The sequence below is a fragment of the Chromobacterium amazonense genome, assembly GCF_001855565.1.
GTDB classification, from domain to species: Bacteria; Pseudomonadota; Gammaproteobacteria; order Burkholderiales; family Chromobacteriaceae; genus Chromobacterium; species Chromobacterium amazonense.
Genome location: NZ_MKCR01000028.1, coordinates 21,621 through 44,272, shown reverse-complemented (window position 1 = coordinate 44,272; position 22,652 = coordinate 21,621). Strand labels below are relative to the sequence as shown.

The following is a 22,652-nucleotide window of genomic DNA, read 5'->3' as shown; positions in this document are numbered from 1 at the left end:
GGACTTATGATGAAATCATTGTCACCCCAGTTGCCTGAGCAACTGGCCGCCTTGTTCTCGCGGCTGTTGCCCGATGTAGACGACACCCTGCTGGCCTTGATCGGCGAGTTGAGCCACGCCAATCAGGCCGGCCATGTCTGTCTGCCGCTGGCGCATCGGGCGGAGCTGAAGGCCTTGCGGGCCAGCCCGCTGGTCGGCGCGCCCGGCGCGTATGCGCCGCTGATCCTGGACGATGCGGGACGGTTGTATTTTGCCCGCCATTGGCATGATGAAGACCGCTTGGCGGCGGCGCTGATCCGTTTGGCCGAGCCTTTGCCGCTGCCGGACGAGGCCTGGCTGTCGGATTTGCTGACGCGGCTGTTTCCCGATGCCGGCGATGGCCAGCCGGATCGGCAGAAGCTGGCGGCGGCACTGGCGGCGCGGCAGCGTCTGATGGTGATTTCCGGCGGGCCGGGCACCGGCAAGACCACCACCGTGGTGCGGTTGCTGGCCTTGCTGGCGGCCTTGTCGCCGCGGCCGCTGGTGATGGCGATGGCGGCGCCGACCGGCAAGGCGGCGGCGCGGCTGTCCGAGTCGGTGCGCGCGGCGCGGGACAAGCTGGACGTGGACGAGGAGGTGAGGCGGCAGCTGCCGGCCAAGGCGGAGACGCTGCACCGTCTGCTGGGCTTGCGTCCCGGCGCGGAGCAGCCGCGCCATCATGGCGGCAACCCGCTGCCGCTGGATCTGCTGGTGGTGGACGAGGCGTCCATGATAGACCTGGCGTTGATGGCGCGCACGGTGGAGGCGCTGCCTTCGCAGGCCCGGCTGATCCTGCTGGGGGATCGCGACCAGCTGTCGTCGGTGGAGGCAGGCGCGGTGCTGGGCGAGCTGTGCGCGCGCATAGGCTATCGCGACTCCACCCGGCAATGGCTGCGGCGGGTATGCGGCGCCGAACTGGAAAGCGGCGGCGAGGCCGGCGCCTTGACCGACTGCGTCGCCTTGCTGACGCGCAGCCATCGCTTCGGCGCGGCGTCAGGCATCGGCGAACTGGCCCGCCGGGTCAACGCCGGCGACGGCGCGGCGGCGCTGGATGTGCTGCGCGATTCGGCCTGGGCGGACGTGGCGTTGCGGGATACGGTGGAGGATGCGGTTTTGCTGGCCAAACGCGAGGGCTATTGGCGCGCCGTGGCGGCAGGCGCGTCGCCGGAGCGGGTGCAAAGCGCCTTCTCCGCCTTCATGCTGCTGGCGGCGGAACGGCGCCAGGTGGCCGAATGCAATCAGCGCATCGAGCGCAAGCTGGAGCGCGATGGCCTCAAACAGCCTGGCCGCGACTGGTATCCGGGGCGGCCGGTGATGATCAGCGAGAACGATTACGGACTCGGGCTGTTCAACGGCGACATCGGCTTCGCGTTGCAGGACGAAGCAGGCCTGCGCGTGCTGTTCCCGGCGGATGATGGCGGCTGGCGGGCCTTTGCCCCGGCGCGCCTGCCGGCGCATGAAACGGTGTTCGCGATGACGGTTCACAAAAGCCAGGGTTCGGAGTACGACGAAGTGTGGCTGCAGTTGCCGGAGCAGGTGGGACCATTGTTGAACCGGGCGCTGTTGTATACCGCCATCACCCGGGCGCGTTCCCGCTTTGCCGTCGCGGGCAGCGAGGCGGTCTGGCTGGCTGGCGCGGCCTCCGCGCCGCGGCGCGATTCCGGCTTGGCCGACCGTTTGCGCTGAGCCCAATGGATGGAATGCAACACTTCTCGTCATAGTGCGAGGAAGAATAGTCAAGCGCCGGCAGACATCCTAAGATGCAGCCTTCCCGAAAAAATGCAGGGGGAGAGTGTTCATGCAGGTGGATGCCGTTCTGGGCTATCTGGATAAGATCAGCCGATTCGATTCCCAGCAGTTCACGCCGCTATTCGTCGGCGCCGAACGCATGGGTTGCGTCAACGCGCAATGGAAGGCGCGCTTGCTGCAGCATGAGTCAGCCCTGTTCGAAGAAAACTACCTTGGCGTCAGTTGCCGGCTGGACGGCAGCTACCGCAGCATCAGCCATGCGCTGGCCTTGGCGGCGCGGCGCTGGCAGCAGGCCGGCTGGCTGAACGGCTGGCGCAACGAAAACTTCACCGCCTTCCGCCAGGACGGCACGCCCTTTTTCGAACTGGAGCGCGCCGCCTTCCGGCCGCTGGGTTTGACCAGCCGCGCGGTTCATATCAACGGCTTGTGCCGCATGGCGGACGGAGAGGTTCGGATGTGGGTCGGCCGGCGCAGCCCACATAAGGCCGTGGACCCGAACCGGATGGACAATCTGGTTGGCGGCGGCGTGGCGGCCGGCGAGACGCTGGAGCTGGCGTTGGAGCGCGAGGGCTGGGAAGAGGCCGGCGTCGCGCGCGAGTCGCTGCAGGGACTCAAGCCATCTTCTCTGCTGCTGGCGCAGCGCCCGGTGCAGCGCGGCCTGCATCGCGAATGGCTGTACGCCTACGATTTGTGGCTGCCGCAGGGGCAGTCGCCCTGTTGTCAGGACGGCGAGGTGGCGGAGCACTTGCTGCTGCCGCTGGCGGAGGTGGAGCAGCTGCTGGTGGCCGAGCGCTTCATGATCGATGCCGCCCTGGTCAGCATGGATTGCCTATGCCGCTTGGGCTATTGGCAGCAAGCCAATCCGGCGGTGGCCGACGCGCTGGCGCGTATTCGGCATGCCCTGGGCCAGGATGAGGCGGTGCTGGCCTGAGTCCAGCTTATCGCATCGCGCGTGCGCGAATGAAAAAGCCCGGCAACGCCGTAATGCCGCTCACTTAAGGAAGGTCTGAACAAGTCTCCAATCTTCCCGTAAACTGACTCCCCCTCAGTCAGATCCAGGACGCCAGCATGCGACAGCAGATGACCTTCACCGATCTCGAACTCGCCGCTAAGAAGAAGCGCACCCGCCGCGAAATCTTTCTGACAGAGATGGATCAGGTCATGCCTTGGGCGCAGCTCGAAGCCGTCATCGATCCAGTGTATCCCAAGCCTGGCAACGGTCGCCGCCCCTACCCGTTGTCCGCCATGCTGCGCGTCTACTGCCTGCAGCACTGGTACAGCCTGTCCGATCCCGCCATGGAAGAAAGCCTGTACGAGATCGCCTCCATGCGCCAGTTCGCCGGCCTCTCCCTGGACGCCGTCCCGGACGAAACCACCCTGCTGAACTTCCGCCATCTGCTGGAAAAGCACCAGCTGACCCACGCTCTGTTTACCGCCATCCACCAGCATCTCTGCGACAAAGGGCTGATGTTGAAGCAAGGCACCATCGTCGATGCCACCCTGATCCACGCGCCCAGCTCCACCAAAAACGCTCAGGGCGAGCGCGATCCGGACATGCATCAAACCAAGAAGGGCAATCAGTGGTACTTCGGCATGAAGGCCCATATCGGCGTCGACGCCCAGTCCGGCTTGGTGCATCACGTGGCCGGCACCCCCGCCAATGTGGCGGATGTCACGATGGTCGATCAGTTGTTGCACGGCGAGGAAATCGATGTGTTTGGCGACGCCGGCTTTGCTGGCGTGCACAAGCGAGCCGAACACCAATCGCGAGCGGTGCGTTGGTGGATTGCGATGAGGCCCGGCCAGCGCAAAGCGCTGACCGATTCAGCCGACGACCGGCAGATCCAGCTGGGCGAAATGGTCAAAGCCAAGATTCGGGCCAAAGTGGAGCATCCGTTTCGGGTCATCAAGCAGCAGTTTGGCTACCTGAAAACACGCTACCGCGGTTTGAAGAAGAACACCGCGCAACTGATGACGCTGTTTGGGCTGGCCAACATCTGGCTGGCGCGAAAGGCCTTGCTGGCGGCGAGTTAAAAGGCCGGATGACCGGAAGCACCCGGTCATCCTCATGGCGGGCGATCTGGAATTGGTGGGTGAAATGCAACCGAAGCCCCGCGAGAAATTGCATTTCTGTTTGCGTGGCAGGTTGTTCAGACCTTCCTTAAGGATTTTCGGGCGACTTTTCTGGCCTTGAGAGCACAGGAATCCACAAAAAAAGCACCGTTTCCCATGCATAGAGACGGTGCTTTTCTCTTAAGTGAACGGCATTACCGGCAACGCCGGGTTTCTTTTTTCGATCAGTCGAGATGCTATGAATTTTCATCATTTTATGTTCAGTGTTTAAATATTGGAATATTGTGGTTTTATGCTGTTTTGTCGGCGGCACATGTTGATGTGCACAGGAAGCAGATTGATTGCCGATTGGGGTGAGCATTCAGCTAAACTCATGTTAATATTGCCGGAAAGAAATCCAGTTCGTATAAAAATTCATTAAATGTCATTTCGACAGAGATAATAAAAATGTACCGGTTGAAATTGATTTCGCCGCACTTCGGCATCGACGACAAGGGGCCGTTGCATCCGACTCAGGAGCAGGCGCGTCAAGCCGCGGAGCTGATGCTGCGTGTGTATAGGGGCAATGTGCGCGCGGAAGTGCATCGCGTGGACGTGAAGACGCGCAAGACCGAAAAGCTGGAAGAGGTCTACATCAAACAGGAGTGGATCGAGTAGTTCCGCGCGGACTGCATTCTTACAACTTTCCCGTTGCATCTTGCCGCAGGATACGATACCGTCATCGCTCCCTTAAACCCATTGTCCGCGCGCCTCCCCGGCGGCGGAGAGCGGAGCGATCTTTATGTTTGGCTGGTTTGAACGCCGAGTGTCCCCGTATCCGGACACGCCCCCTGCCCAACCTCCCCAGGGCTTTTTTTCCTTTATCTGGTTCTGCACCAAAGGCCTGCGCGGTCTGATCCTGTGCATGACGCTGCTGACTGCCTGCATCGGCGCCTTCGAAGCGCTGCTGTTTTCGATGATGGGCTCGGTGGTGGATTGGCTGGCCAAGACGCCGGCGGATCAATTGTGGCAGCGTGAACGCGGCCATCTGTTCTTGCTCGGCGGCATCCTGCTGGGCAGCGTCGCGTTGGTTGCCTTGCAGGCGATGTGCAAATACCAGGGCCTGTTTTCCAATTTTCCGATGCGCTTGCGCTGGAATTTCCACCGCCACTTGTTGGGCCAGAGCCTGAGCTTTTATCAGGATGAATTCGCCGGCCGGGTCTCGGCCAAGGTGATGCAAACCTCCCTGGCGGTGCGCGACACGGTGCTGATCCTCACCGACATCATGGTGTTTGTGGTGATTTACTTTGTCACCATGATCGCGGTGTTGGGGCATTTCGACCTCTATCTGTTGCTGCCCTTCCTGGCTTGGCTCGCGCTGTACGTCGCCACGCTATGGTTCTTCGTGCCGCGCCTGGGCAAGGCCGCCACCCAGCAGGCTGACGCGCGCAGCCTGATGACCGGCCGCATCACCGACGCCTATACCAATATCGCCACCGTCAAATTGTTTTCGCATGGCCAGCGCGAGGCGCGCTTCGCCAAGGGCGCGATGCAGGAGTTTCTGGCCACGGCGTATCGCCAGATGCGCTTGGTCAGCGGCTTCGAGATCGTCAATCAATTCACCAGCATGCTGCTGGTTGGATTGACCGCTGGATCGGCGCTGTGGCTGTGGAGCCGCGGCGAAGTCAGCTACGGCGCGGTGGCGGCGGCGATTGCGATGGCGCTGCGCCTGAACGGCATTTCGCACTGGATCATGTGGGAAATGTCCAGCCTGTTTGAAAACATCGGCACGGTGCAGGACGGCATCACGACGCTGTCGCGCCGCGTCACGGTGCTGGACAAGCCGGACGCGGCCAAGCTGGAGGTGCCGCGCGGGGAGATCCGTTTCGAGAACGTGGATTTCTCCTATGGCGGCGCCAAGTCGGTGATTGCCAATCTGAACCTGACCATCCGTCCCGGCGAGAAAATCGGCCTGGTCGGCCGCTCCGGCGCCGGCAAGTCCACCATCGTCAACCTGCTGCTGCGCTTCTATGACCTGGACGGCGGCCGCATCCTGATCGATGGCCAGGACATCGCCGGCGTCACGCAGGATAGCCTGCGCGCCAAGGTAGGCATGGTGACGCAGGATACCTCGCTGCTGCACCGCTCGGTGCGGGATAACCTGCTGTATGGCCGGCCGGATGCCGGCGACGAGGACATGATCGCGGCCGCGCGCAAGGCGGAGGCGGACGAATTCATCCGCACCCTGAGCGACCCGAAGGGCCGCACCGGCTATGATGCCCACGTCGGCGAGCGCGGCGTCAAATTGTCCGGCGGCCAGCGCCAGCGCATCGCCATCGCGCGCGTGATGCTGAAGGACGCGCCTATACTGCTGCTGGACGAGGCGACCAGCGCGTTGGACTCCGAGGTGGAAGCGGCGATCCAGAGCAGTCTGTACCGTCTGATGGAGGGCAAGACCGTGGTGGCTATCGCGCACCGCCTGTCCACCATCGCGGCGATGGATCGGTTGATCGTGCTGGACCGCGGCCAGGTGGTGGAGCAGGGCACCCACCAGCAATTGCTGTCGCATGGCGGCTTGTATGCCAGATTGTGGGCCCATCAGAGCGGCGGCTTCCTCGGCGAGGAAGATGACGACGAAAACGACAGCGTGTCCTTGATGGGATGATCGAGCCAACCCCTGCCCGTGGGCAGGGGTTTTTTTCATGCGTAAAGGACGACGCGATGGCCAATGCGGCTTGGGAGGTGCTGGATGTCAGCGTGGAGCATGCGAATCCCTGGTTTCAGGTATGGCGGCGCCAGATCCGCTTGCCGGATGGCAACTTGATTCGCTATTTCTCCGCTCAGTATGACCGCTCCGCAGTGGGCGTCTTGGCTTTGAATGCCGGCAAAGCGCTGCTGGTGCGCCAGTACCGGGTATTGATCGATCGCGAAGTCTGGGCGATTCCAGCTGGCGGCGTCGATGTCGGCGAGACGTCGCTCGCGGCCGCGGGGCGCGAGTTGCTGGAGGAGACCGGCCACGCCGCGCTGGCGTTGCGGCCATTGATCGCCTTTTATCCGACATATGGCAGCAGCAATCAGCTGTTCGAGATTTTCCTGGCAGAGCGGACGGAGCGTCGCTGCGAGCAGATCGACGGCAATGAGGTGCTGGAAACGGACTGGTTTGATGGGGGCGAGGTGATGGAAATGATCGCGCGCAATGAGATTCCCGATAGCCTGTCACTGGTTCCGTTGTTGCTGGCCATGCGGCAAGGCTTGTTTGGCTGAGGCAGAACGATGGCATCGCATCCGGTGAAATTCGGCGCTGAAATGATCTATATCAAATTTGACGCGTAAAAAAATACTCGGCTGGGCGGTGGGGTGTTGCGGGATTGAGGCGGCGGTTGCCGGATGGCATGTTTTTTATAGTCCCGTTCGCTTTACGGTAATTCAGAAAAATAGCGGGATAAAAAACAAAAAAGGCTCGCAGCTTAAGCCGCAAGCCCTTGATTTCTTTGGCGCACCCGACAGGGATCGAACCTGTGACCTTCAGCTTCGGAAACTGACACTCTATCCAACTGAGCTACGGGTGCTTTGTGCGATTGCACTCAAGGAATGCATTCTACAATAGAAAACTAATCCGAGTCCAGAGTATGGTTTTTTGCCTTGCGCACCTGCATACTTTATAATCGACGGGTTTTAAATGTCATTTTTTTCAGGCGAGGCTTGGGATGAGTAATGAGAACGGAATGGCCCCCGGTCAGATCGTAAAGGTTCTGGTCAGCGTCGTTGTCTTTCTTGTCGTGGCGATTTGGCTTCTGGCCAAGCTGGCCACCAGTGGATTCAATGTGGATGCCGAGGTGATGACCAAGGAAGCCGTCGCGGCCCGCCTGAAGCCGGTGGGCGAGTCCAAGGCCAGCGACGCGCCGCCGGGCATGCGCACCGGCGAGCAAGTCTACAAGGGTCTTTGCATTTCCTGTCACGGCACGGGATTGGCGGGCTCGCCCAAGTTCGGCGACGCTGGCGCGTGGGCGCCGCGCATCGCCAAGGGTTGGGATACGCTGGTGAACCATGCTTTGCACGGTTTCAACGCGATGCCGGCCAAGGGTGGTTCGCCGGACTTGACCGACGATGAAGTGAAGCGCGCGGTGGCCTATATGGGCAATGCCGGCGGCGCCAAGTTCACCGAGCCGCCGGTGGGCGGCGCAGCCGGCGCGGCGGCTGCGGCCGATCCCGCCGTGGTGGGCAAGAAGATCTATGAAAGCGTATGCGTGGCCTGCCATGCGGCCGGCGTAGCCAACGCGCCTAAATTCGGCGATAAGGCAGCTTGGGCCGAGCGCCTGAAACCGGGCCTGGATGAAGTGGTGAAGATCGCCACCAAGGGTTTGAACGCCATGCCGCCTAAAGGCGGCTATACCGGCAGCGATGCGGAATTCCGCGCCGCAGTTGAGTATATGGTCAATAATTCAAAATAATTGATAGCAGTAATAAAAACGCCCCATGGTTCAAGCTTGGGGCGTTTTTTATGTTTATTGCGTTGCGTCAAAAAGTCAATAGATGTGACCGGATAGAAAGGACAGGTGGCAGCACATGCCACTTCAGGCATCATGGGCACATCTGATTGACGGGTAGGCCAGTCAAGCTTGCAAGTCAGGTGAGGTTCCCCAGCCTCGCTTCACCCAGAGATGTTCCTCATTCTTCTTTATGGCGCCTCGCGGCGCCATTTTTCTTGCCCGCTCAATTCTGCGGCGGATCGCCGGACTTGTCCTTGCCGGCCAGCATGGCCGTCAAATTGGCCAGCCGCGACTTGCCTTCCGTCTTGCTGACCAGCGGTTCCGCGCCGGGTTTGCCGAAATGGCGCAAGTCGTCGCCGTCTATCTCGCTGATGAAGCGCGACGGCTCGATGAATTGCCATTCGCCTGCGCGGCGGCGCTTCACGCAATAGCTCAGCGTCAGGCTGCGCTGGGCGCGCGTGATGCCGACGTACATCAGTCGCCGCTCCTCCTCCACCATGCCGTTCTCTACCGACTCGCTATGCGGCAGGATGCCTTCCTCGCAGCCGACCAGGAACACATGAGGGTATTCCAGGCCCTTGGAAGCGTGCAGGGTGGACATTCTTACCGCGTCCACCTCGCCTTCGTCGCGGCCTTCCAGCATGGTGATCAAGGCGATGGTCTGGGTCAGTTCGATCAGGTTCTTGCCATCGTCGCTGCCCTTGCGCGCCAGCCAGGCCACCATCTCCAGCAGGTTCTTCCACTTGGTCTCGGCAATCTTCGGACTGTCCTCGCCATCGTACAGCCATGCCTCGTAACCGATGGCCTGCAGCAGTTCCAGCGCGAGCTTGCCGGCTTCCTCGCGGGTGGCGCGGTATTGGAGCTGGCTGATGAAGTCGCAAAACTGTTCCAGCGGAGCCAGCTGTGCGGCTTGAATCTGCACCCGCAGGCCTGCGTCATGGGCGGCGGCGAACAGGCTCTTGCCGTATTGGCCGGACCAGGCGCCCAGTTTTTCCAGCGTGCCGGCCCCGACGCCGCGCTTGGGCGTGGTGATGGCGCGAATGAAGGCCGGGTCGTCGTCCGGGTTGGCGATCAGCCGCATGTAAGCCAGCAGATCCTTGATCTCAGGCTTGTCGAAGAAGCTCTGGCCGCCGGCCATCTGGTACGGGATGCGCTGATTGCGCAGCGCCTGCTCGAAGATGCGCGCCTGGTAGTTGCCGCGGTAGAGAATCGCGTAGTCCTTGAACTCCGTCCGGAATTCGAACTTGTGCGCCAGCAGCCGCTGCACCACGGTTTCGGCCTCGTGCTCCTCGTCCTTGCATTGCACCACGTGTATCGGCTCGCCCAGGCCCAGCTCGCTCCACAGCTGCTTCTCGAACAGCTTGGGGTTGTTGGAGATCACGCTGTTGGCGGCGCGCAGGATGCGGGCGGTGGAGCGGTAGTTCTGCTCCAGCTTGATCACCTTCAATGCGGGAAAGTCCTGCTGCAGCAGGCGCAGGTTTTCCATATTGGCGCCGCGCCAGGCGTAGATGGACTGGTCGTCGTCGCCCACCGCGGTGAACAGGCCGCGGACGCCGGTCAGCAGCTTCACCAGCTGGTACTGGCAGGTGTTGGTGTCCTGGTATTCGTCTATCAGCAGGTAGCGCAGCTTGCCCTGCCATTTCAGCAGCACCTCGGGATGTTCGCGGAACAGCTGCACCGGCAGGCGGATCAGATCGTCGAAGTCCATCGCCTGATAGGCCGTCAGCGTGTCCTGATAGGCGAGATAGGTTTGGGCGCAGACGCTTTCCCACTGATCCTGGGCCGCCAGCAGCATGTCGTCCGGCGTTTTCAGGTCGTTTTTCCATAGCGAGATCTGGCTCTGGACCTTGCGGATCTCGTCCTTGGATGTGGTGTTCAGGATGTCGGCGATGATCTTGCCGGCATCGTAGGAATCCAGAATGGAGAATTGCGGTTTATAACCGAGATGTGGCGCTTCCTGCCTGAGGATGTGCATCCCCAGCGAGTGGAAGGTGGAGACGGTGATGCCGCGGATCTCGGCCGAGGTCATCAGCTTGCCCACGCGCTCCAGCATCTCGCGCGCGGCCTTGTTTGTGAAGGTGATGGCGGCGATGTGCCGCGCCGGGATGCCGCCCTCGCGCACCAGATGCGCGATCTTGTAGGTGATGACCCGGGTCTTGCCGGAGCCCGCGCCCGCCAGCACCAGCAAGGGGCCGTCTAGGTAATGAATGGCCGCGCGTTGCGGCGGGTTGAGCAGGGGTGCGGACATGGCGGTATGGCCCGGGCGGGCGTAGCAATTCGGTAATCGAGGCCGTGCATTGTAGCATGGGGTATCATGGCTTAAACGCGGATGGGATCGTCCTCGATCCGCTTCACAAGGAAATAATAATGGCCATCTATGCAATCGGCGATATCCAGGGTTGCTTCGCTCCTTTCCAGAAGTTGCTGCGCTTGATCGATTTCAATCCTGGCAAAGACACCTTGTGGTTGACCGGCGATCTGGTCAATCGCGGCCCGCAGTCGCTGGACGTGCTGCGCTGGGTATTCCGCCATCAGGATCATGTGGAGATGGTGCTGGGCAATCATGACCTGCATCTGCTGGCGGTGTCGGAGGGTTTCGGCAAGCTGCATCGGGACGACACCATCGAGGATATTCTGAACGCCGCTGATGGCAAGGTATTGCTGGACTGGCTGCGCTGCCAGCCGCTTATGCTGGAGGGGCATGGCTACGCCATGGTGCACGCGGGCTTGCTGCCGGAGTGGACCATTTCCAAGGCGCTGCGCTTGGCCGAGGAGGTGGAGTTCGGTCTGGCCAGCAATCGATATCGGGAATTCCTGGGCCGTCTGTACGGCAACAAGCCGACGCGCTGGAGCGACGATCTGAAAGGCGTGGACAGGCTGCGCATCATCGTCAATGTGATGACCCGCATGCGCTTCCTGACCCGCGACGGCGAGATCGATCTGAGCTACAAGGGCGAGTTGGACGGCGCGCCGGCCAATCTGGTGCCGTGGTTCGAGGCGCCGGGCCGCCGCCATGGCGGCACGCCGATTGTGTGCGGCCACTGGTCGGCGCTGGGCCTGCATCTGGACGAGGATATTCTGGCGATAGACTCCGGCTGCCTGTGGGGAGGCAGCCTGTCCGCGCTGCGGCTGGACGACCGCCAGCTGTTTTCCCTGCCGTGCGAGGCGTACCGGGAAGTCGCGCTGGCGGCGGGTAAATAGGGCTGGCTCAGGCGCCGGTTTCGCTGGTGGCCTGGCAAGCCGATGCGGCAGGGCTCTCCAGCGTCAGGCGCAAGCCGCGCGCCACCTCGCCGCGGGCGGCCTCGGCCAGCAGAAAGCGGTTGTCCAGGCCGGTATCGCCGGCCTTCAGCGGCTTGCCGTAGCAGATTTCGATCTCGATTTCGGGGACGGACAATACCTTTCCCATGCTTTGCAGCAGGGAAATCTCATCGATATAGGCCGCCTCCAGCAGCAGGCTGCCATCCGGGCGCTGGTAGCGCAGCGAGACCGGCTGCACCGTGCCGCCCGCCAACAGGGCCGCCTCGAACAAGGACGCTTTGAACGGCAGCAGGCCGCTGCCGTCCGAGGTGGTGGCTTCCGGGAATACGGCCATGCAGCCGCCGTTCTGCATCGCCTCGGCCAGAATCTGATTGACGCGGCTGGCGTCGCGGCGGTTGCCGCGATCAATGAACAGCGTGCCGGCGGCATAGGCCAGCCAGCCGATCAGCGGCCAATCGCGAATCTCCCGTTTGGCGACAAAGCGCGATACGGTGCAGCTGTTCAGCGCGATGATGTCCAGCCAGGACACATGATTGGCCACCAGCAGCGTATTGGGCGGGTAAAAACCGGGATTGATGCCCTGAACCTTGATGCTGACGCCGAGTATCTTCAGCGCGTGCTGCGCCCAGCGGCGAGTGACGACCGCGCGTTCGGCCTGCGCCAGCCGGGAATAGCGGGTCGCGATGATGAACACGCCTACGGCCAGGTGGCCAAGCAGGCGCAAAACGCGGCCGCAGCGAGTGGCGACTGAGGTGGTAGCGGATGACTTCAAGGTTTTTTTAAGATTTCGAGTCTGAATGATGACAGGCCGCCACTCTATCACGGCTGGCACAGCGGGCAATAGTAAGAGCTGCGCTGTCCCTGGCGGATATGACGGATGGGGGCGCCGCAACGGCGGCACGGCGCCTCCTGGCGGTCGTACACCATATAGCTTTGCTGGAAGTAGCCGGGCTTGCCCTCGCTGTCGACGAAATCGCGCAAGGTGCTGCCGCCGGCATCGATTGCCCGCCGCAGCACGGCGCGGATTTCTGCCGCCAGCAGGTCGCATTCGGCGCGCGTGAGCGAGTTGGCGGGACGCGTCGGGGCGATGCCGGCGTAAAACAGTGACTCATTGGCGTAGATATTGCCGACGCCGACCACCACGTGATTGTCCATGATGGCCAGCTTGATGGCGCTGCTGCGACGCCGGATGGCCTCGAACAGCGCGGCGCCGTCGAAGGCGTCCGACAGGGGCTCCGGCCCCAGGTCTTTCAATAGAGGATGCAGCTCGATCGGCCCGACATGCCACAGCATGGCGCCGAAGCGCCGCGGATCGCGATAGCGCAGCAATTGGCCGTCGAGCAACAGGTCCACGTGGTCGTGCTTTTGCGCCGGCGCGCCGGACGCCATCACCCGCAGGCTGCCGGACATGCCCAGGTGAATCAGCAAGGTGCCGCTTTGGCATTCCAGCAGCAGGTATTTGGCGCGCCTGCGCACCGCCAGCACGGTCTCGCCGGCGAGGCGCTCGGCAAGGTCGGGCGGCACCGGCCAGCGCAGCGAGGGATTGCGCACGACGGCGCCGCGCAAGGTGCGGCCGGTCAGGTGCGGCTCGACGCCGCGGCGGGTGGTTTCGACTTCTGGCAGTTCGGGCATGGTCTTCAATGCGAATTGGTAAATGGTGCAAACATAAAAACCGGACATGCTATTCTACGCGTTCAACAGGCTTTGAGCAGGCACCTTAGACTCCATGCGAATGAAACCGCTGAAACGAACCCTTCCATTGCTGCTGGCGCTGCTGCTGGCGGCATGCGCCAGCGTCAAGCCAACCGCGCCGTTGGTGCCTCCAGTGCAGCAGAATGCCGCCGGCGATGACAACGCCAGCCTGGATGACGCCGCCAAGTCGGCGGATGCCGCGCTGCCCAAGGTGGAGCTGACGCCGGAAATCTTTTATGGCGTATTGGCCGGAGAGATCGCCGCCCAGCGCGGCGCCGCCGGTTCGGCCGGCCTGACTTATCTCGATCTTGCCCGCCAGACGCGCGACCCCAGGCTGGCGCAGCGCGCTGCCGAGTTCTGCCTGCTGTCCGGCCAGTTGAAAGAGGCGGCCGCGGCCTTGCGCTTGTGGATAGAACTCGATCCCGATTCTCTGCCGGCCCGCGAGCAGTTGTTCGTCACGCTGATGCGCAGCGGCGATCTGGCCGAGAGCAAACCGCTGGCCGAGGAGCTGCTGCGGCGCGAACCCGCGCGCGCGCCGGCCGTCTTCGTGCAATTGGCCAGGTTGAGCGCGCGGCCGGACGGCGGCTCGGCCCGCGCCTATCAGATGGTCAGCGAGCTGGCCGCCCAGTATCCCAATCTGCCGGAAGCGCGCTTCGCCGTGCTGGCCGCGGCGGCGGATAACGGCGACAAGGCCGCGGTGGACCGGGAGTTCGACCGCCTGGCCCAGATCGCCCCGCAGTGGGATTTGCCGGTCGCCTGGCAGGTGGACCGTTTGCGGCGGCAGGATATGAATCAGGCGGCAGCGTTTTTGCAGCGCGAACTGGCGCGCCGGCCGCAGGCCACCCTGGAGCTGCGGATGGCTTATCCGCGGCTGCTGGTCGGCGCCAAGCGCTTTGTCGAGGCGCGAGCCGCGTTTGAAGCGCTATTGAAAGATTATCCGGACAATCCGGACTTGCTGTACGCCACGGGGTTGCTGGCCTATCAGATGCGCGATCTGAAAACCGCGTCGGATCGCCTGGAGCGCGCGCTGGCTCAGCGCCATCCCGAGCCGGATTTTGTCCGCTTCACCCTGGGCCAGATCGCAGAGGACGACCACGACGCGGCGCGCGCCGCCAACTGGTATCGCCAGGTCGGGCCTGGCCAGCAGTATCTGCCGGCGCAGTCTCGGCTGGCGCTGCTGGAGGCTGGAGAGGGCCAGCTCGACGAAGCCTTGGGCCGTTTGAGCCTGCTGGGCAGCACCGATCAGGAAAAAGTGTCGGTGGTGCTGTTGCAGTCGCAACTGGCCCGCGAGGCCAAGCAGCCGCAACGCGCGTATGAGCTGTTGACCCAGGCGCTGCGCCGCCAACCGCGTTCCATCGAACTGCTGTACGAGCGTTCGCTGGTGTCGGACATGCTGGGCAATGCCGGCAACGCCGAGCGCGACCTGCGTCTGATCCTCAAGGAGAAGCCCAGCGATACTCAGGCCTTGAACGCGCTGGGTTACACGCTGGCCAATCGCACCACCCGCTACCATGAGGCCTATGGCTATATCGACAAGGCCCTGAAGGCGGAGCCGGACAATGCCGTGATCCAGGACAGCATGGGTTGGGTGCTGTACAAGCAGGGCAAGCTGGATGCCGCGCGCAAGTATCTGGAAAAAGCTTACCAGTCCATGCCCGATCCCGAAGTGGCTGCCCACTTGGGCGAGGTGCTGTGGCGCCAGGGCCGGCGCGACGAGGCGCTGCAGCTGTGGGAGAAGGAACTGGCGGCGCACCCGGATCATGAAGTGATCACCGAGACCATGCGGCGGCTGGGAGCCAAGCGATGAAATGGCTGGTGTGCGCGCTGTTGGCCATGCTGCTGACCGCCTGCGCCAGCCGCGAAGCGCCGTTCCGCGCCGCGCCGTCAGCATCCGCCGCCATCGATGCGCCGTTCAGCGTCAGCGGCCGGCTGTCGGCCAATCTGGACGGCAAGGGCCATGTCGCCAATTTCGACTGGCGGCATCAGCCGCCGCGCGACGAGGTGGCGATCAACTCCCCGCTGGGCAATACCGTGGCCAAGGTGTTGCGCGACGGCGATGGCGTGGTCCTGTTGGCGGACGGCAAGCGTTGGCAGGCCGAGGACGTGGAAAGCCTGACCCGGCAAGTGATGGGCTGGCCGCTGCCGCTGTCCAATCTGGCATGGTGGATACGCGGCCTGCCGGCGCCGAACTTGCCCAGCCGTCTAGACGACGACGGCAGCCTGGAGCAGCAGGGCTGGCGCATCCAATTCGTGCGCGACGCCGATGTCGACAGCCAGCACCCCAAGCGGGTGGAAATGCAGCGCGATGGCCTGACCGTCAAAGTGGTGGTGCAGAGCTGGCAGTGAGCGGTCCTGTTGTCCATCCGCAAGATACCAATTCAGATACAGATTCAAGACCGATATGCAGCAAGCGTTTCATTCCTTCCCGGCGCCCGCCAAGCTCAATTTGCTATTGCATGTGGTGGGCAAGCGGCCCGATGGCTACCACCTGTTGGAAACGGTGTTCCGTTTCATCGATTTTGGCGACACCTTGTATCTGGCGGTGCGCGACGATGGCGAGATCGAGCTGTTGACGCCGACCGACGGCGTGCCGCCTGAGCAGGACCTGACGGTGCGCGCGGCCAGATTGCTGCAGCAAGAAAGCGGTTGCGCCCTGGGCGCCAGCATCAAGCTGGAAAAACGCACGCCCATGGGCGGCGGCCTGGGCGGCGGCAGCTCCGACGCCGCCACGGTATTGATCGCTCTGAATCGGCTGTGGCGCTTGAATTGGCCGCGCGAGCGGCTGCAGCAGCTCGGCTTGCGATTGGGCGCCGACGTGCCGGTTTTCATCTTCGGCCGCAGCGCGCTGGCGACCGGCGTCGGAGAGGTCCTGGAGCCGGTTTCTTTGAAGCCGGCCTGGTATTTGGTAATTCACCCACAGGTCCATGTGCCCACCGCCGCGATATTCCGAAATTTTTCGCAGGGCATGTTGACAGGCCTTGGTCGCCTCGGCATAATGCGAAGCCTCGAAACAACGCAGCAACGCAGAAATGATCTGCAAAGCGTTGTGACGAAGATGTTTCCAGCGGTGAATGAAGTACTGAGCGAACTGAAAAAATATGGTTCGCCGCTGATGACCGGCTCCGGATCATGCGTGTTCTTGGAGTTTCAGTCGAAAGACGAAGCCGATAAAGTTTACCGAGTGTTGTCGGAAAAATATCAGGGATTTGTTGCTGAAGGACTTGATGTCCATCCCCTGTTCGACAGCGCTGAATAAGGTTACTGGGGAGTCGCCAAGTGGTAAGGCACCGGATTTTGATTCCGGCATTCGTAGGTTCGATCCCTACCTCCCCAGCCAGGACTTTCTCCAAATAAGAGAGAGCATGAAAAAAGCGTGTAAGAATGCCTTACACGCTTTTTCTTTATCCAGCTAAGGCAAAGCGAATCATGGCGGCATACGACAGTTTGATGGTATTTACCGGTACGGCTAATCCGGAACTTGCTCAGAACGTAGTCAAACATTTGGATATCTCGTTGGGACGCGCCGATGTCGGCAAGTTCAGCGACGGCGAGGTGGCGGTGGAATTGCTGGAGAACGTGCGCGGCCGCGACGTTTTCATTCTGCAATCCACCTGCGCCCCGACCAACGACAATCTGATGGAAATCCTGACGATGGCCGACGCGCTCAAGCGCGCTTCCGCCGGCCGGATCACCGCGGCTATTCCGTATTTCGGCTACGCCCGGCAGGATCGCCGTCCGCGTTCCGCCCGCGTGCCGATCTCGGCCAAGCTGGTGGCCAATATGCTGACCAGCGCCGGCATCGACCGCGTGCTCACCGTCGACTTGCATGCCGACCAGATTCAAGGCTTCTTCGACATCCCGGTGGACAATGTTTACGCCACCCCGGTGTTGCTGAAGGACATCCGCGCCCAGCGCTTCGACGACCTGATCGTAGTCAGCCCGGACGTTGGCGGCGTGGTCCGCGCCCGCGCGGTGGCCAAGGCCCTTAACACCGATTTGGCGATCATCGACAAGCGCCGCCCGAAGGCCAATGTGGCCGAAGTGATGAACATCATAGGCGACGTCTCCGGCCGCACCTGTCTGATCGTCGACGACATGATCGACACCGCCAACACGCTTTGCAAGGCCGCCAGCGCGTTGAAAGAACGCGGCGCCGAGCGCGTGCTGGCCTATGCGACCCACCCGATCTTCTCCGGTCAGGCGGTGGATCGCATCAAGAATTCCGACATCGATATGGTGGTGGTGACCGACACCATCCCGTTGACCGCTGCGGCCAAGGCCTGCCCGAATATCCGGGTGGCTTCCATCGCCGGCCTGCTGGCCGAGACGCTGCGCCGCATCAACAACGAAGAATCGGTGTCTTACCTCTTCAATGAGGAACTGGTTGCGACGGGCGCTTGCCTGCCGTAAACATCGGGCCCGCTGGTCGCGGCGGGCCGGGTGCTTTTAATCTGAAACTGGAGTTTTGACATGTCTTACGAACTGATTGCTGCCAAGCGTGCTGATCTGGGTACGGGTGCGAGCCGCCGCCTGCGTCACGCTGGCAAACTGCCCGCCGTGGTATACGGCGCTGGCAAGGAAGCCGTTTCCCTGGAACTGGACCACAACACCATCTACCACGCTGTCAAGCGCGAAGATTTCCACACCTCCGTGCTGGATCTGGTGATCGACGGCCAGAAGGAACAGGTTAAGGTTGCCGCGTTCCAAATGCACCCGTACAAACAGCAAGTGCTGCACATCGACTTCGCTCGTGTGTAATCCCTGCTGCCGTGCCGCCTGGCGGTAACGGTGAAGAGCCCGTTGTGCGCCCATGTGGCGGGCAGCGGGCTTTTTAATTTGGAATGACGACATGTCCGGCATCCGCCTTATTGTTGGCCTGGGCAACCCAGGCCCCGAATACGAAAAGACGCGCCACAACGCCGGCTTCTGGCTGCTGGACGAGCTGTGCTGGCAGTTCAAAGGCAACTGGCGCAACGAAGGCAAATTCCATGGCGACGTCGCCAGAGTGCAGATCGAAGGTCAGGACGTCTGGCTGCTGAAGCCGATGACGTATATGAATCTGTCCGGCCAAGCCGTGCTGGCGCTGGCGCATTTCTACAAGATACTGCCGGACCAGATTCTGGTGGTCCACGATGAGCTGGATCTTGCGCCTGGCGTCGCCCGCTTCAAACTGGGCGGCGGCCATGGCGGCCACAACGGTTTGAAGGACATCGCGGCGCGGCTGAGCTCGCCGGCTTTTTGGCGTTTGCGGCTCGGCATCGGCCACCCCGGCGACAAGAAAGAAGTGGCCAACTTCGTGTTGAAGAAGCCGCGCGCCGAGGAGCAGCAGGCGCTGGACGAGGCCATCCTGGCCGCCTTGCGCGAGCTGCCGCGCGCCATCGCCGGAAAGATGGCCGAGGCGATGAAGGCGCTGCACACCGAAGCGAAGTGATTGCGGGCTGGCGGTTCGTTGGGCCGCCGCCATAATGGATTGAAATAGAAATTCTAGGAAGACAGCCATGAGTCTGAAATGCGGTATCGTCGGCTTGCCCAATGTCGGCAAGTCCACCCTGTTCAACGCGCTGACCAAGGCCGGCATTGAAGCCGCCAACTACCCGTTCTGCACCATCGAGCCTAATGTCGGCATCGTAGAAGTGCCGGATCATCGTCTGGCCGAACTGGCCAAGATCATCAATCCGCAGAAAATCCAGCCGGCCATCGTCGAGTTCGTCGACATCGCCGGCCTGGTGGCGGGGGCCTCCAAGGGCGAAGGCCTGGGCAACCAGTTCCTGGCCAACATTCGCGAGACCGACGCCATCGTCAACGTGGTGCGTTGCTTTGACGACGACAATATCGTGCACGTCGCCGGCAAGGTGGACCCGATCGCCGACATCGAGACCATTCTGACCGAGCTGGCGCTGGCCGACCTGTCCGCCGTGGAGAAAGCCATCGCGCGCGAGGGCAAGAAAGCCAAGTCTGGCGACAAGGATGCCCGCGCGCTGATCGCGGTGCTGGACAAGCTGGTGCCGCACCTGAACGAAGGCAAGCCGGCGCGTTCACTGGGCCTGTCCGATGAAGAGAAGGCGCTGATCAAGCCGCTGTGCCTGCTGACCATCAAGCCAGCCATGTATGTGGCCAACGTGGCGGAAGACGGTTTCAGCAATAACCCGCTGCTGGCCAAAGTGGAAGAATACGCGGCCAAAGAAGGCGCGCCGGTGGTGGCGCTATGTGCGGCGATCGAATCTGAAATCGCGGAACTCGAAGATGCCGACAAGGCTGAATTCCTGGAAACCCTGGGCCTGGAAGAACCAGGCCTGGACAGATTGATCCGCGCCGGTTACAAGCTCCTAGGCTTGCAAACCTACTTCACCGCCGGCGTCAAAGAAGTGCGCGCCTGGACCATCCACATCGGCGATACGGCGCCGCAGGCCGCTGGCGTGATCCACACCGACTTCGAACGCGGCTTCATCCGCGCTCAGACCATCGCCTACGCAGACTTCATCGCATACGGCGGCGAAGCCAAGGCCAAAGAGGCCGGCAAGATGCGGGCGGAAGGCAAGGAATACGTCGTGCAGGATGGCGATGTGATGAACTTCCTGTTCAATGTCTAAACATCGTTGTAAGATTTAATTGGAAATAGCCGCATGGAAATGCGGCTATTTTGCAAATCCTGCCAGCCAAACGAGGTGGGTCTGTTTTACTATCAAAGTAGTATCAGATAGCAATATAAAGGTTCAGCTAAAGTAGGATAGTTGCTTGAAAACGATCGGATTCGCTTGGGGAAAATATTTTGCAAGATCGTGAAGACGAATTGGATCTGGCCCAGATTTGGGCGTTTGTCTGTGTCTGGCATCGCTGGATGTTGAGCGGGATGTTGGTTTTTGCCTTGATTGCGGCTGTGATCGCCTTGCGGATGCCGAATCAATACGAGAGCAAAACGCTGTTGTCGATTCCGGCGCCGGTCGGCGCGCAAGGCGGCATGGCCATTGCGCAGAGCGGGGCGACGCTGGATGGCCTCATGGATCGTTTCGATCTGCAAAAGCGCTATCGAGTTGAGGGCAATAGGGAAGCCAAGCTTGAATTGCTGAATCGGATAAAAGCGTCGGCTACCAAGGAAGGTTTATTGGAGTTGAGCGTGCGGGATCAGGATCCGGAGCTGGCGGCAGGCATTGCCGGCGCGTTGGCTGCCATGGTGCGGCAGCAGATTCTGGATAGCCATGCCACCGAGCAAAGCAAGCGTTTGTTCGTGTTGCGCGGCAGGCTGGACATCGCGCGCAAGGAGCTGGACAATGATGCCGTCGTCATTGAGAAAATGGGCTTGCGCAATCGGCTCAGTCTGGATGGCAACGCTGAGCAAATCCTGATCGGTTTCGCCTCGCTCGATGCGCAATACGCGCTGGGCGAAAAAGACGGTCTGATGGGCAATCTGCTGCAATTGCGGGCTGAGCTGGAAAAAGGCAACTCCAGCCTGTATAAGCTGCCGGGCGAGCAGTTGAAATTGCTGCGCGATTTCTACTTCAACCGCGCTTTGGCCGATGAGTTGCAAAAACAGGTTCGAGTGGCGGAGTTGCAGGCGGCGCAGGATGTGCAGGTGGTCTTGCCTGCGGTCACGCCTCTGGAAAAGGCGGGACCCAAGCGCAGCTTGATGGTTGTGCTGAGCGCCTTGGCGGGCTTGATTCTAACTAGCTGCCTTTGCCTGATTCTGCAATGGCGGCGTCAGCGGCAAGCTGAGCTTGCTTAGGGCTGAGCCTCTGGATTTTAGAAAACCCACTGCATGCAGTGGGTTTTTTTATAAAGCCGCGAGCTTGCAGTATCTCAGCAAAGCCTGATATTCTCCATGCTAATAATTTTTGAATTCTAAATAATAAACTATTATATGAATATTCGACTGCCTGTTGCTGCTTTACTTGTCCTGCTCGCCATGCCTGCCGCGATGGCGGCCGATCTGCTGGATGCCGTCAAACAACGCGGCACACTGAAAATCGCATTGGAGGGGACGTATCCGCCGTTCAATTTCAAGGACGCCAAGCAGCAGTTGACCGGCTTCGACGTTGAAATCGCCAGCGAGATCGCCCGGCGCATGCAGGTCAAGCCGGAATTCGCCACGGCGGAGTGGAGCGGGCTGTTGGCGGGCCTGCAGAGCGGAAAATTCGACATCGTGGTCAACCAGGTGGGACTGACGCCGCAACGCAAGGCCGTGTTCGATTTCAGTCAGCCTTACACCTATTCCAGCGCGCAGCTGATCGTGCGCAAGAACGAGACACGCGCTTTCAAGAGCCTGGCCGATCTGAATGGCAAGAGACTCGGCGTCGGCCAGGGCAGCAACTATGCGGATATGGCCAAGGCTGTGGCGGGCGTGCAGGTCAAGACTTACCCGGGCGCGCCGGAATACCTGCAGGATTTGGCGACCGGGCGTTTGGACGCTGCGTTGAACGACAGCCTGTTGATTCCGTTCGCCATCAAGCAGGCCAGACTGCCGCTGAAGGCCGGCGCCCCGGTGGGGGTGGTGGCGACGATGGCGATTCCGTTCGCCAAGGGCAATCCGCAATTCAAGGCGGCGATCGATCAGGCGCTGAGCGGCATGAAGGCCGATGGCACGTTCAAGAAAATCTCGCTGAAATGGTTCGGCATCGATGTTTCTAAGGTGCCGACGGTGGCCAAGCAGTAGTTCCGTAGCGGGATCAGGATGGATGAGACGCCCCTGCGCAGCGGGGGCGTCGCTTTTATGGAAGGGATGGCATGAGCGATTGGATGGCTCTGTTCGAGGCGGCGCTGCCGGTGTTGCTGCAGGGGGCGGCGCATACGTTGCTGTTCGCGCTGGTGGCGATGGTACTGGGCCTGGCGTTGGGCTTGGCGGTGGCGATGGTGCGGGTGGCCAGGCTGCCGGTCTTGTCGCAGCTGGCCGCGTTTTACGTCAGCGCGATGCGCGGCACGCCGCTCCTGGTGCAGATTTTCGTCATCTACTATGGCCTGCCCGGCGTGGGCCTGGAGCTGGACCCGGTGCCGGCCGGCGTGCTGGCGCTGACGCTGAACGTCGCAGCCTATCTGTCGGAAAGTCTGCGCGGCGGCATCGCAGGGGTGGCCAAGGGCCAGTGGGAGGCGGCGTTTTCGCTAGGCTTCACCTGGTGGCAGACCATGCGCCACATCATCGCGCCGCAGGCGCTGCGCTTGTCCGTGCCCAGCTTGTCCAATAGCCTGATCTCGTTGATCAAGGATACTTCGCTGGTGTCGGTGATCACCGTGACTGAACTGATGCTGGCTACCAAGGAAGTCATTGCCCAAACCTTTCAGCCGCTGCCGCTTTATCTGGCCGCCGCGGCCCTTTACTGGGCGCTGAGCGCGCTGTTCGAGCGCTTGCAGCGCCACGTGGAGAACCGGCTCAATTTGGCGCACCAGCGCTGAGGCCGTGATGCA

The 22,652-nt window shown here is 61.7% G+C and carries 22 protein-coding genes and 2 tRNA genes; 19 read left to right on the top strand and 5 right to left on the bottom strand.

Features of this window, described 5'->3' with window-relative positions; translation table 11 throughout:
- Positions 1-9 precede the first annotated feature (9 nt).
- The 3 genes from recD (at position 10) to BI343_RS13405 (ending at position 3,801) form a co-directional block, all read left to right on the top strand.
- Positions 10-1,704 carry an exodeoxyribonuclease V subunit alpha gene (recD, locus tag BI343_RS13415; RefSeq protein ID WP_139165732.1) on the top strand — a complete coding sequence of 565 codons (1,695 nt, stop codon included), beginning with the start codon at positions 10-12 and terminating at the stop codon, positions 1,702-1,704.
- Positions 1,705-1,816: 112 nt separating this feature from the next.
- A complete protein-coding gene (locus BI343_RS13410) occupies positions 1,817-2,698 on the top strand; it encodes an NUDIX hydrolase (protein ID WP_071110062.1) in 882 nt (293 codons plus the stop codon).
- A 137-nt stretch (positions 2,699-2,835) separates the two neighbouring features.
- Positions 2,836-3,801 (top strand): IS5 family transposase, encoded by a 966-nt coding sequence (locus BI343_RS13405; protein ID WP_083340712.1) that lies wholly within the window; start codon positions 2,836-2,838, stop codon positions 3,799-3,801.
- A 127-nt stretch (positions 3,802-3,928) separates the two neighbouring features.
- Here the strand turns inward: BI343_RS13405 and BI343_RS19735 are convergent, their stop codons facing one another.
- Positions 3,929-4,201 (bottom strand): hypothetical protein, encoded by a 273-nt coding sequence (locus BI343_RS19735; RefSeq protein WP_139165731.1) that lies wholly within the window; start codon positions 4,199-4,201, stop codon positions 3,929-3,931.
- Between the two features lie 86 nt (positions 4,202-4,287).
- Here BI343_RS19735 and BI343_RS13400 point away from each other — a divergent pair, with 86 nt between their 5' ends.
- The 3 genes from BI343_RS13400 to BI343_RS13390 all read left to right on the top strand — a co-directional run bounded on the left by BI343_RS13400 (position 4,288) and on the right by BI343_RS13390 (position 7,083).
- Positions 4,288-4,497, top strand: coding sequence for a hypothetical protein (locus BI343_RS13400; protein WP_043623136.1), 210 nt, complete (start codon positions 4,288-4,290; stop codon positions 4,495-4,497).
- Between the two features lie 124 nt (positions 4,498-4,621).
- Positions 4,622-6,484, top strand: coding sequence for an ABC transporter ATP-binding protein (locus tag BI343_RS13395; RefSeq protein WP_071110061.1), 1,863 nt, complete (start codon positions 4,622-4,624; stop codon positions 6,482-6,484).
- Positions 6,485-6,540: 56 nt separating this feature from the next.
- A complete protein-coding gene (locus BI343_RS13390; RefSeq protein ID WP_071110060.1) occupies positions 6,541-7,083 on the top strand; it encodes an NUDIX hydrolase in 543 nt (180 codons plus the stop codon).
- Between the two features lie 228 nt (positions 7,084-7,311).
- Here the strand turns inward: BI343_RS13390 and BI343_RS13385 are convergent.
- Positions 7,312-7,388: transfer RNA gene (locus BI343_RS13385), tRNA-Arg, on the bottom strand.
- A gap of 138 nt (positions 7,389-7,526) precedes the next feature.
- Here BI343_RS13385 and BI343_RS13380 point away from each other — a divergent pair.
- The gene (locus tag BI343_RS13380) at positions 7,527-8,270 is read left to right on the top strand and encodes a c-type cytochrome (RefSeq protein WP_071110059.1); all 744 of its coding nucleotides are present in this window, start codon (positions 7,527-7,529) and stop codon (positions 8,268-8,270) included.
- 262 nt (positions 8,271-8,532) lie between these two features.
- On the opposite strand, the gene BI343_RS13375 is transcribed toward BI343_RS13380, so the two are convergent.
- A complete protein-coding gene (locus tag BI343_RS13375; RefSeq protein ID WP_071110058.1) occupies positions 8,533-10,557 on the bottom strand; it encodes a UvrD-helicase domain-containing protein in 2,025 nt (674 codons plus the stop codon).
- A 119-nt stretch (positions 10,558-10,676) separates the two neighbouring features.
- On the opposite strand from BI343_RS13375, the gene BI343_RS13370 reads away from it, so the two are divergent.
- A complete protein-coding gene (locus tag BI343_RS13370) occupies positions 10,677-11,510 on the top strand; it encodes a symmetrical bis(5'-nucleosyl)-tetraphosphatase (RefSeq protein WP_043623116.1) in 834 nt (277 codons plus the stop codon).
- Between the two features lie 7 nt (positions 11,511-11,517).
- Here the strand turns inward: BI343_RS13370 and BI343_RS13365 are convergent, their stop codons facing one another.
- Both BI343_RS13365 and mutM read right to left on the bottom strand, forming a co-directional pair.
- Positions 11,518-12,339, bottom strand: coding sequence for a lysophospholipid acyltransferase family protein (locus BI343_RS13365; protein WP_071110057.1), 822 nt, complete (start codon positions 12,337-12,339; stop codon positions 11,518-11,520).
- A 47-nt stretch (positions 12,340-12,386) separates the two neighbouring features.
- Positions 12,387-13,199, bottom strand: coding sequence for a bifunctional DNA-formamidopyrimidine glycosylase/DNA-(apurinic or apyrimidinic site) lyase (gene mutM, locus BI343_RS13360; RefSeq protein ID WP_071110081.1), 813 nt, complete (start codon positions 13,197-13,199; stop codon positions 12,387-12,389).
- A gap of 100 nt (positions 13,200-13,299) precedes the next feature.
- On the opposite strand from mutM, the gene BI343_RS13355 reads away from it, so the two are divergent.
- From BI343_RS13355 to BI343_RS13305, 11 genes are all read left to right on the top strand, one after another.
- Positions 13,300-15,066 (top strand): tetratricopeptide repeat protein, encoded by a 1,767-nt coding sequence (locus tag BI343_RS13355; protein WP_244886647.1) that lies wholly within the window; start codon positions 13,300-13,302, stop codon positions 15,064-15,066.
- Entirely contained in the window at positions 15,063-15,605 is a 543-nt protein-coding gene (gene lolB / locus BI343_RS13350) for a lipoprotein insertase outer membrane protein LolB (protein WP_043623110.1), read from the top strand. The genes BI343_RS13355 and lolB overlap by 4 nt, the downstream gene beginning before the upstream one ends.
- A 55-nt stretch (positions 15,606-15,660) precedes the next feature.
- Positions 15,661-16,515 (top strand): 4-(cytidine 5'-diphospho)-2-C-methyl-D-erythritol kinase, encoded by an 855-nt coding sequence (gene ispE / locus BI343_RS13345; RefSeq protein ID WP_071110055.1) that lies wholly within the window; start codon positions 15,661-15,663, stop codon positions 16,513-16,515.
- A gap of 6 nt (positions 16,516-16,521) precedes the next feature.
- A tRNA-Gln gene (locus BI343_RS13340) sits at positions 16,522-16,596 on the top strand.
- An 89-nt stretch (positions 16,597-16,685) separates the two neighbouring features.
- A complete protein-coding gene (locus BI343_RS13335; RefSeq protein ID WP_021478224.1) occupies positions 16,686-17,669 on the top strand; it encodes a ribose-phosphate pyrophosphokinase in 984 nt (327 codons plus the stop codon).
- Positions 17,670-17,729: 60 nt separating this feature from the next.
- Entirely contained in the window at positions 17,730-18,017 is a 288-nt protein-coding gene (gene rplY, locus BI343_RS13330; protein ID WP_043623104.1) for a 50S ribosomal protein L25, read from the top strand.
- Between the two features lie 91 nt (positions 18,018-18,108).
- Complete coding sequence (pth, locus tag BI343_RS13325; RefSeq protein ID WP_071110054.1) at positions 18,109-18,690, top strand: aminoacyl-tRNA hydrolase; 582 nt, start codon at positions 18,109-18,111, stop codon at positions 18,688-18,690.
- Positions 18,691-18,757: 67 nt separating this feature from the next.
- On the top strand, positions 18,758-19,849 hold the full coding sequence (ychF, locus tag BI343_RS13320) for a redox-regulated ATPase YchF (protein ID WP_071110053.1): 1,092 nt from the start codon (positions 18,758-18,760) through the stop codon (positions 19,847-19,849).
- A gap of 260 nt (positions 19,850-20,109) precedes the next feature.
- Positions 20,110-20,979, top strand: a complete 870-nt coding sequence (locus BI343_RS13315) for a GNVR domain-containing protein (protein WP_139165730.1) — start codon at positions 20,110-20,112, stop codon at positions 20,977-20,979.
- A gap of 180 nt (positions 20,980-21,159) precedes the next feature.
- Positions 21,160-21,906 carry a transporter substrate-binding domain-containing protein gene (locus BI343_RS13310; protein WP_244886646.1) on the top strand — a complete coding sequence of 249 codons (747 nt, stop codon included), beginning with the start codon at positions 21,160-21,162 and terminating at the stop codon, positions 21,904-21,906.
- A gap of 71 nt (positions 21,907-21,977) precedes the next feature.
- Positions 21,978-22,640: an amino acid ABC transporter permease gene (locus BI343_RS13305; protein ID WP_071110051.1), complete on the top strand. Its 663-nt coding sequence runs from the start codon at positions 21,978-21,980 to the stop codon at positions 22,638-22,640.
- Positions 22,641-22,652 lie beyond the last annotated feature (12 nt).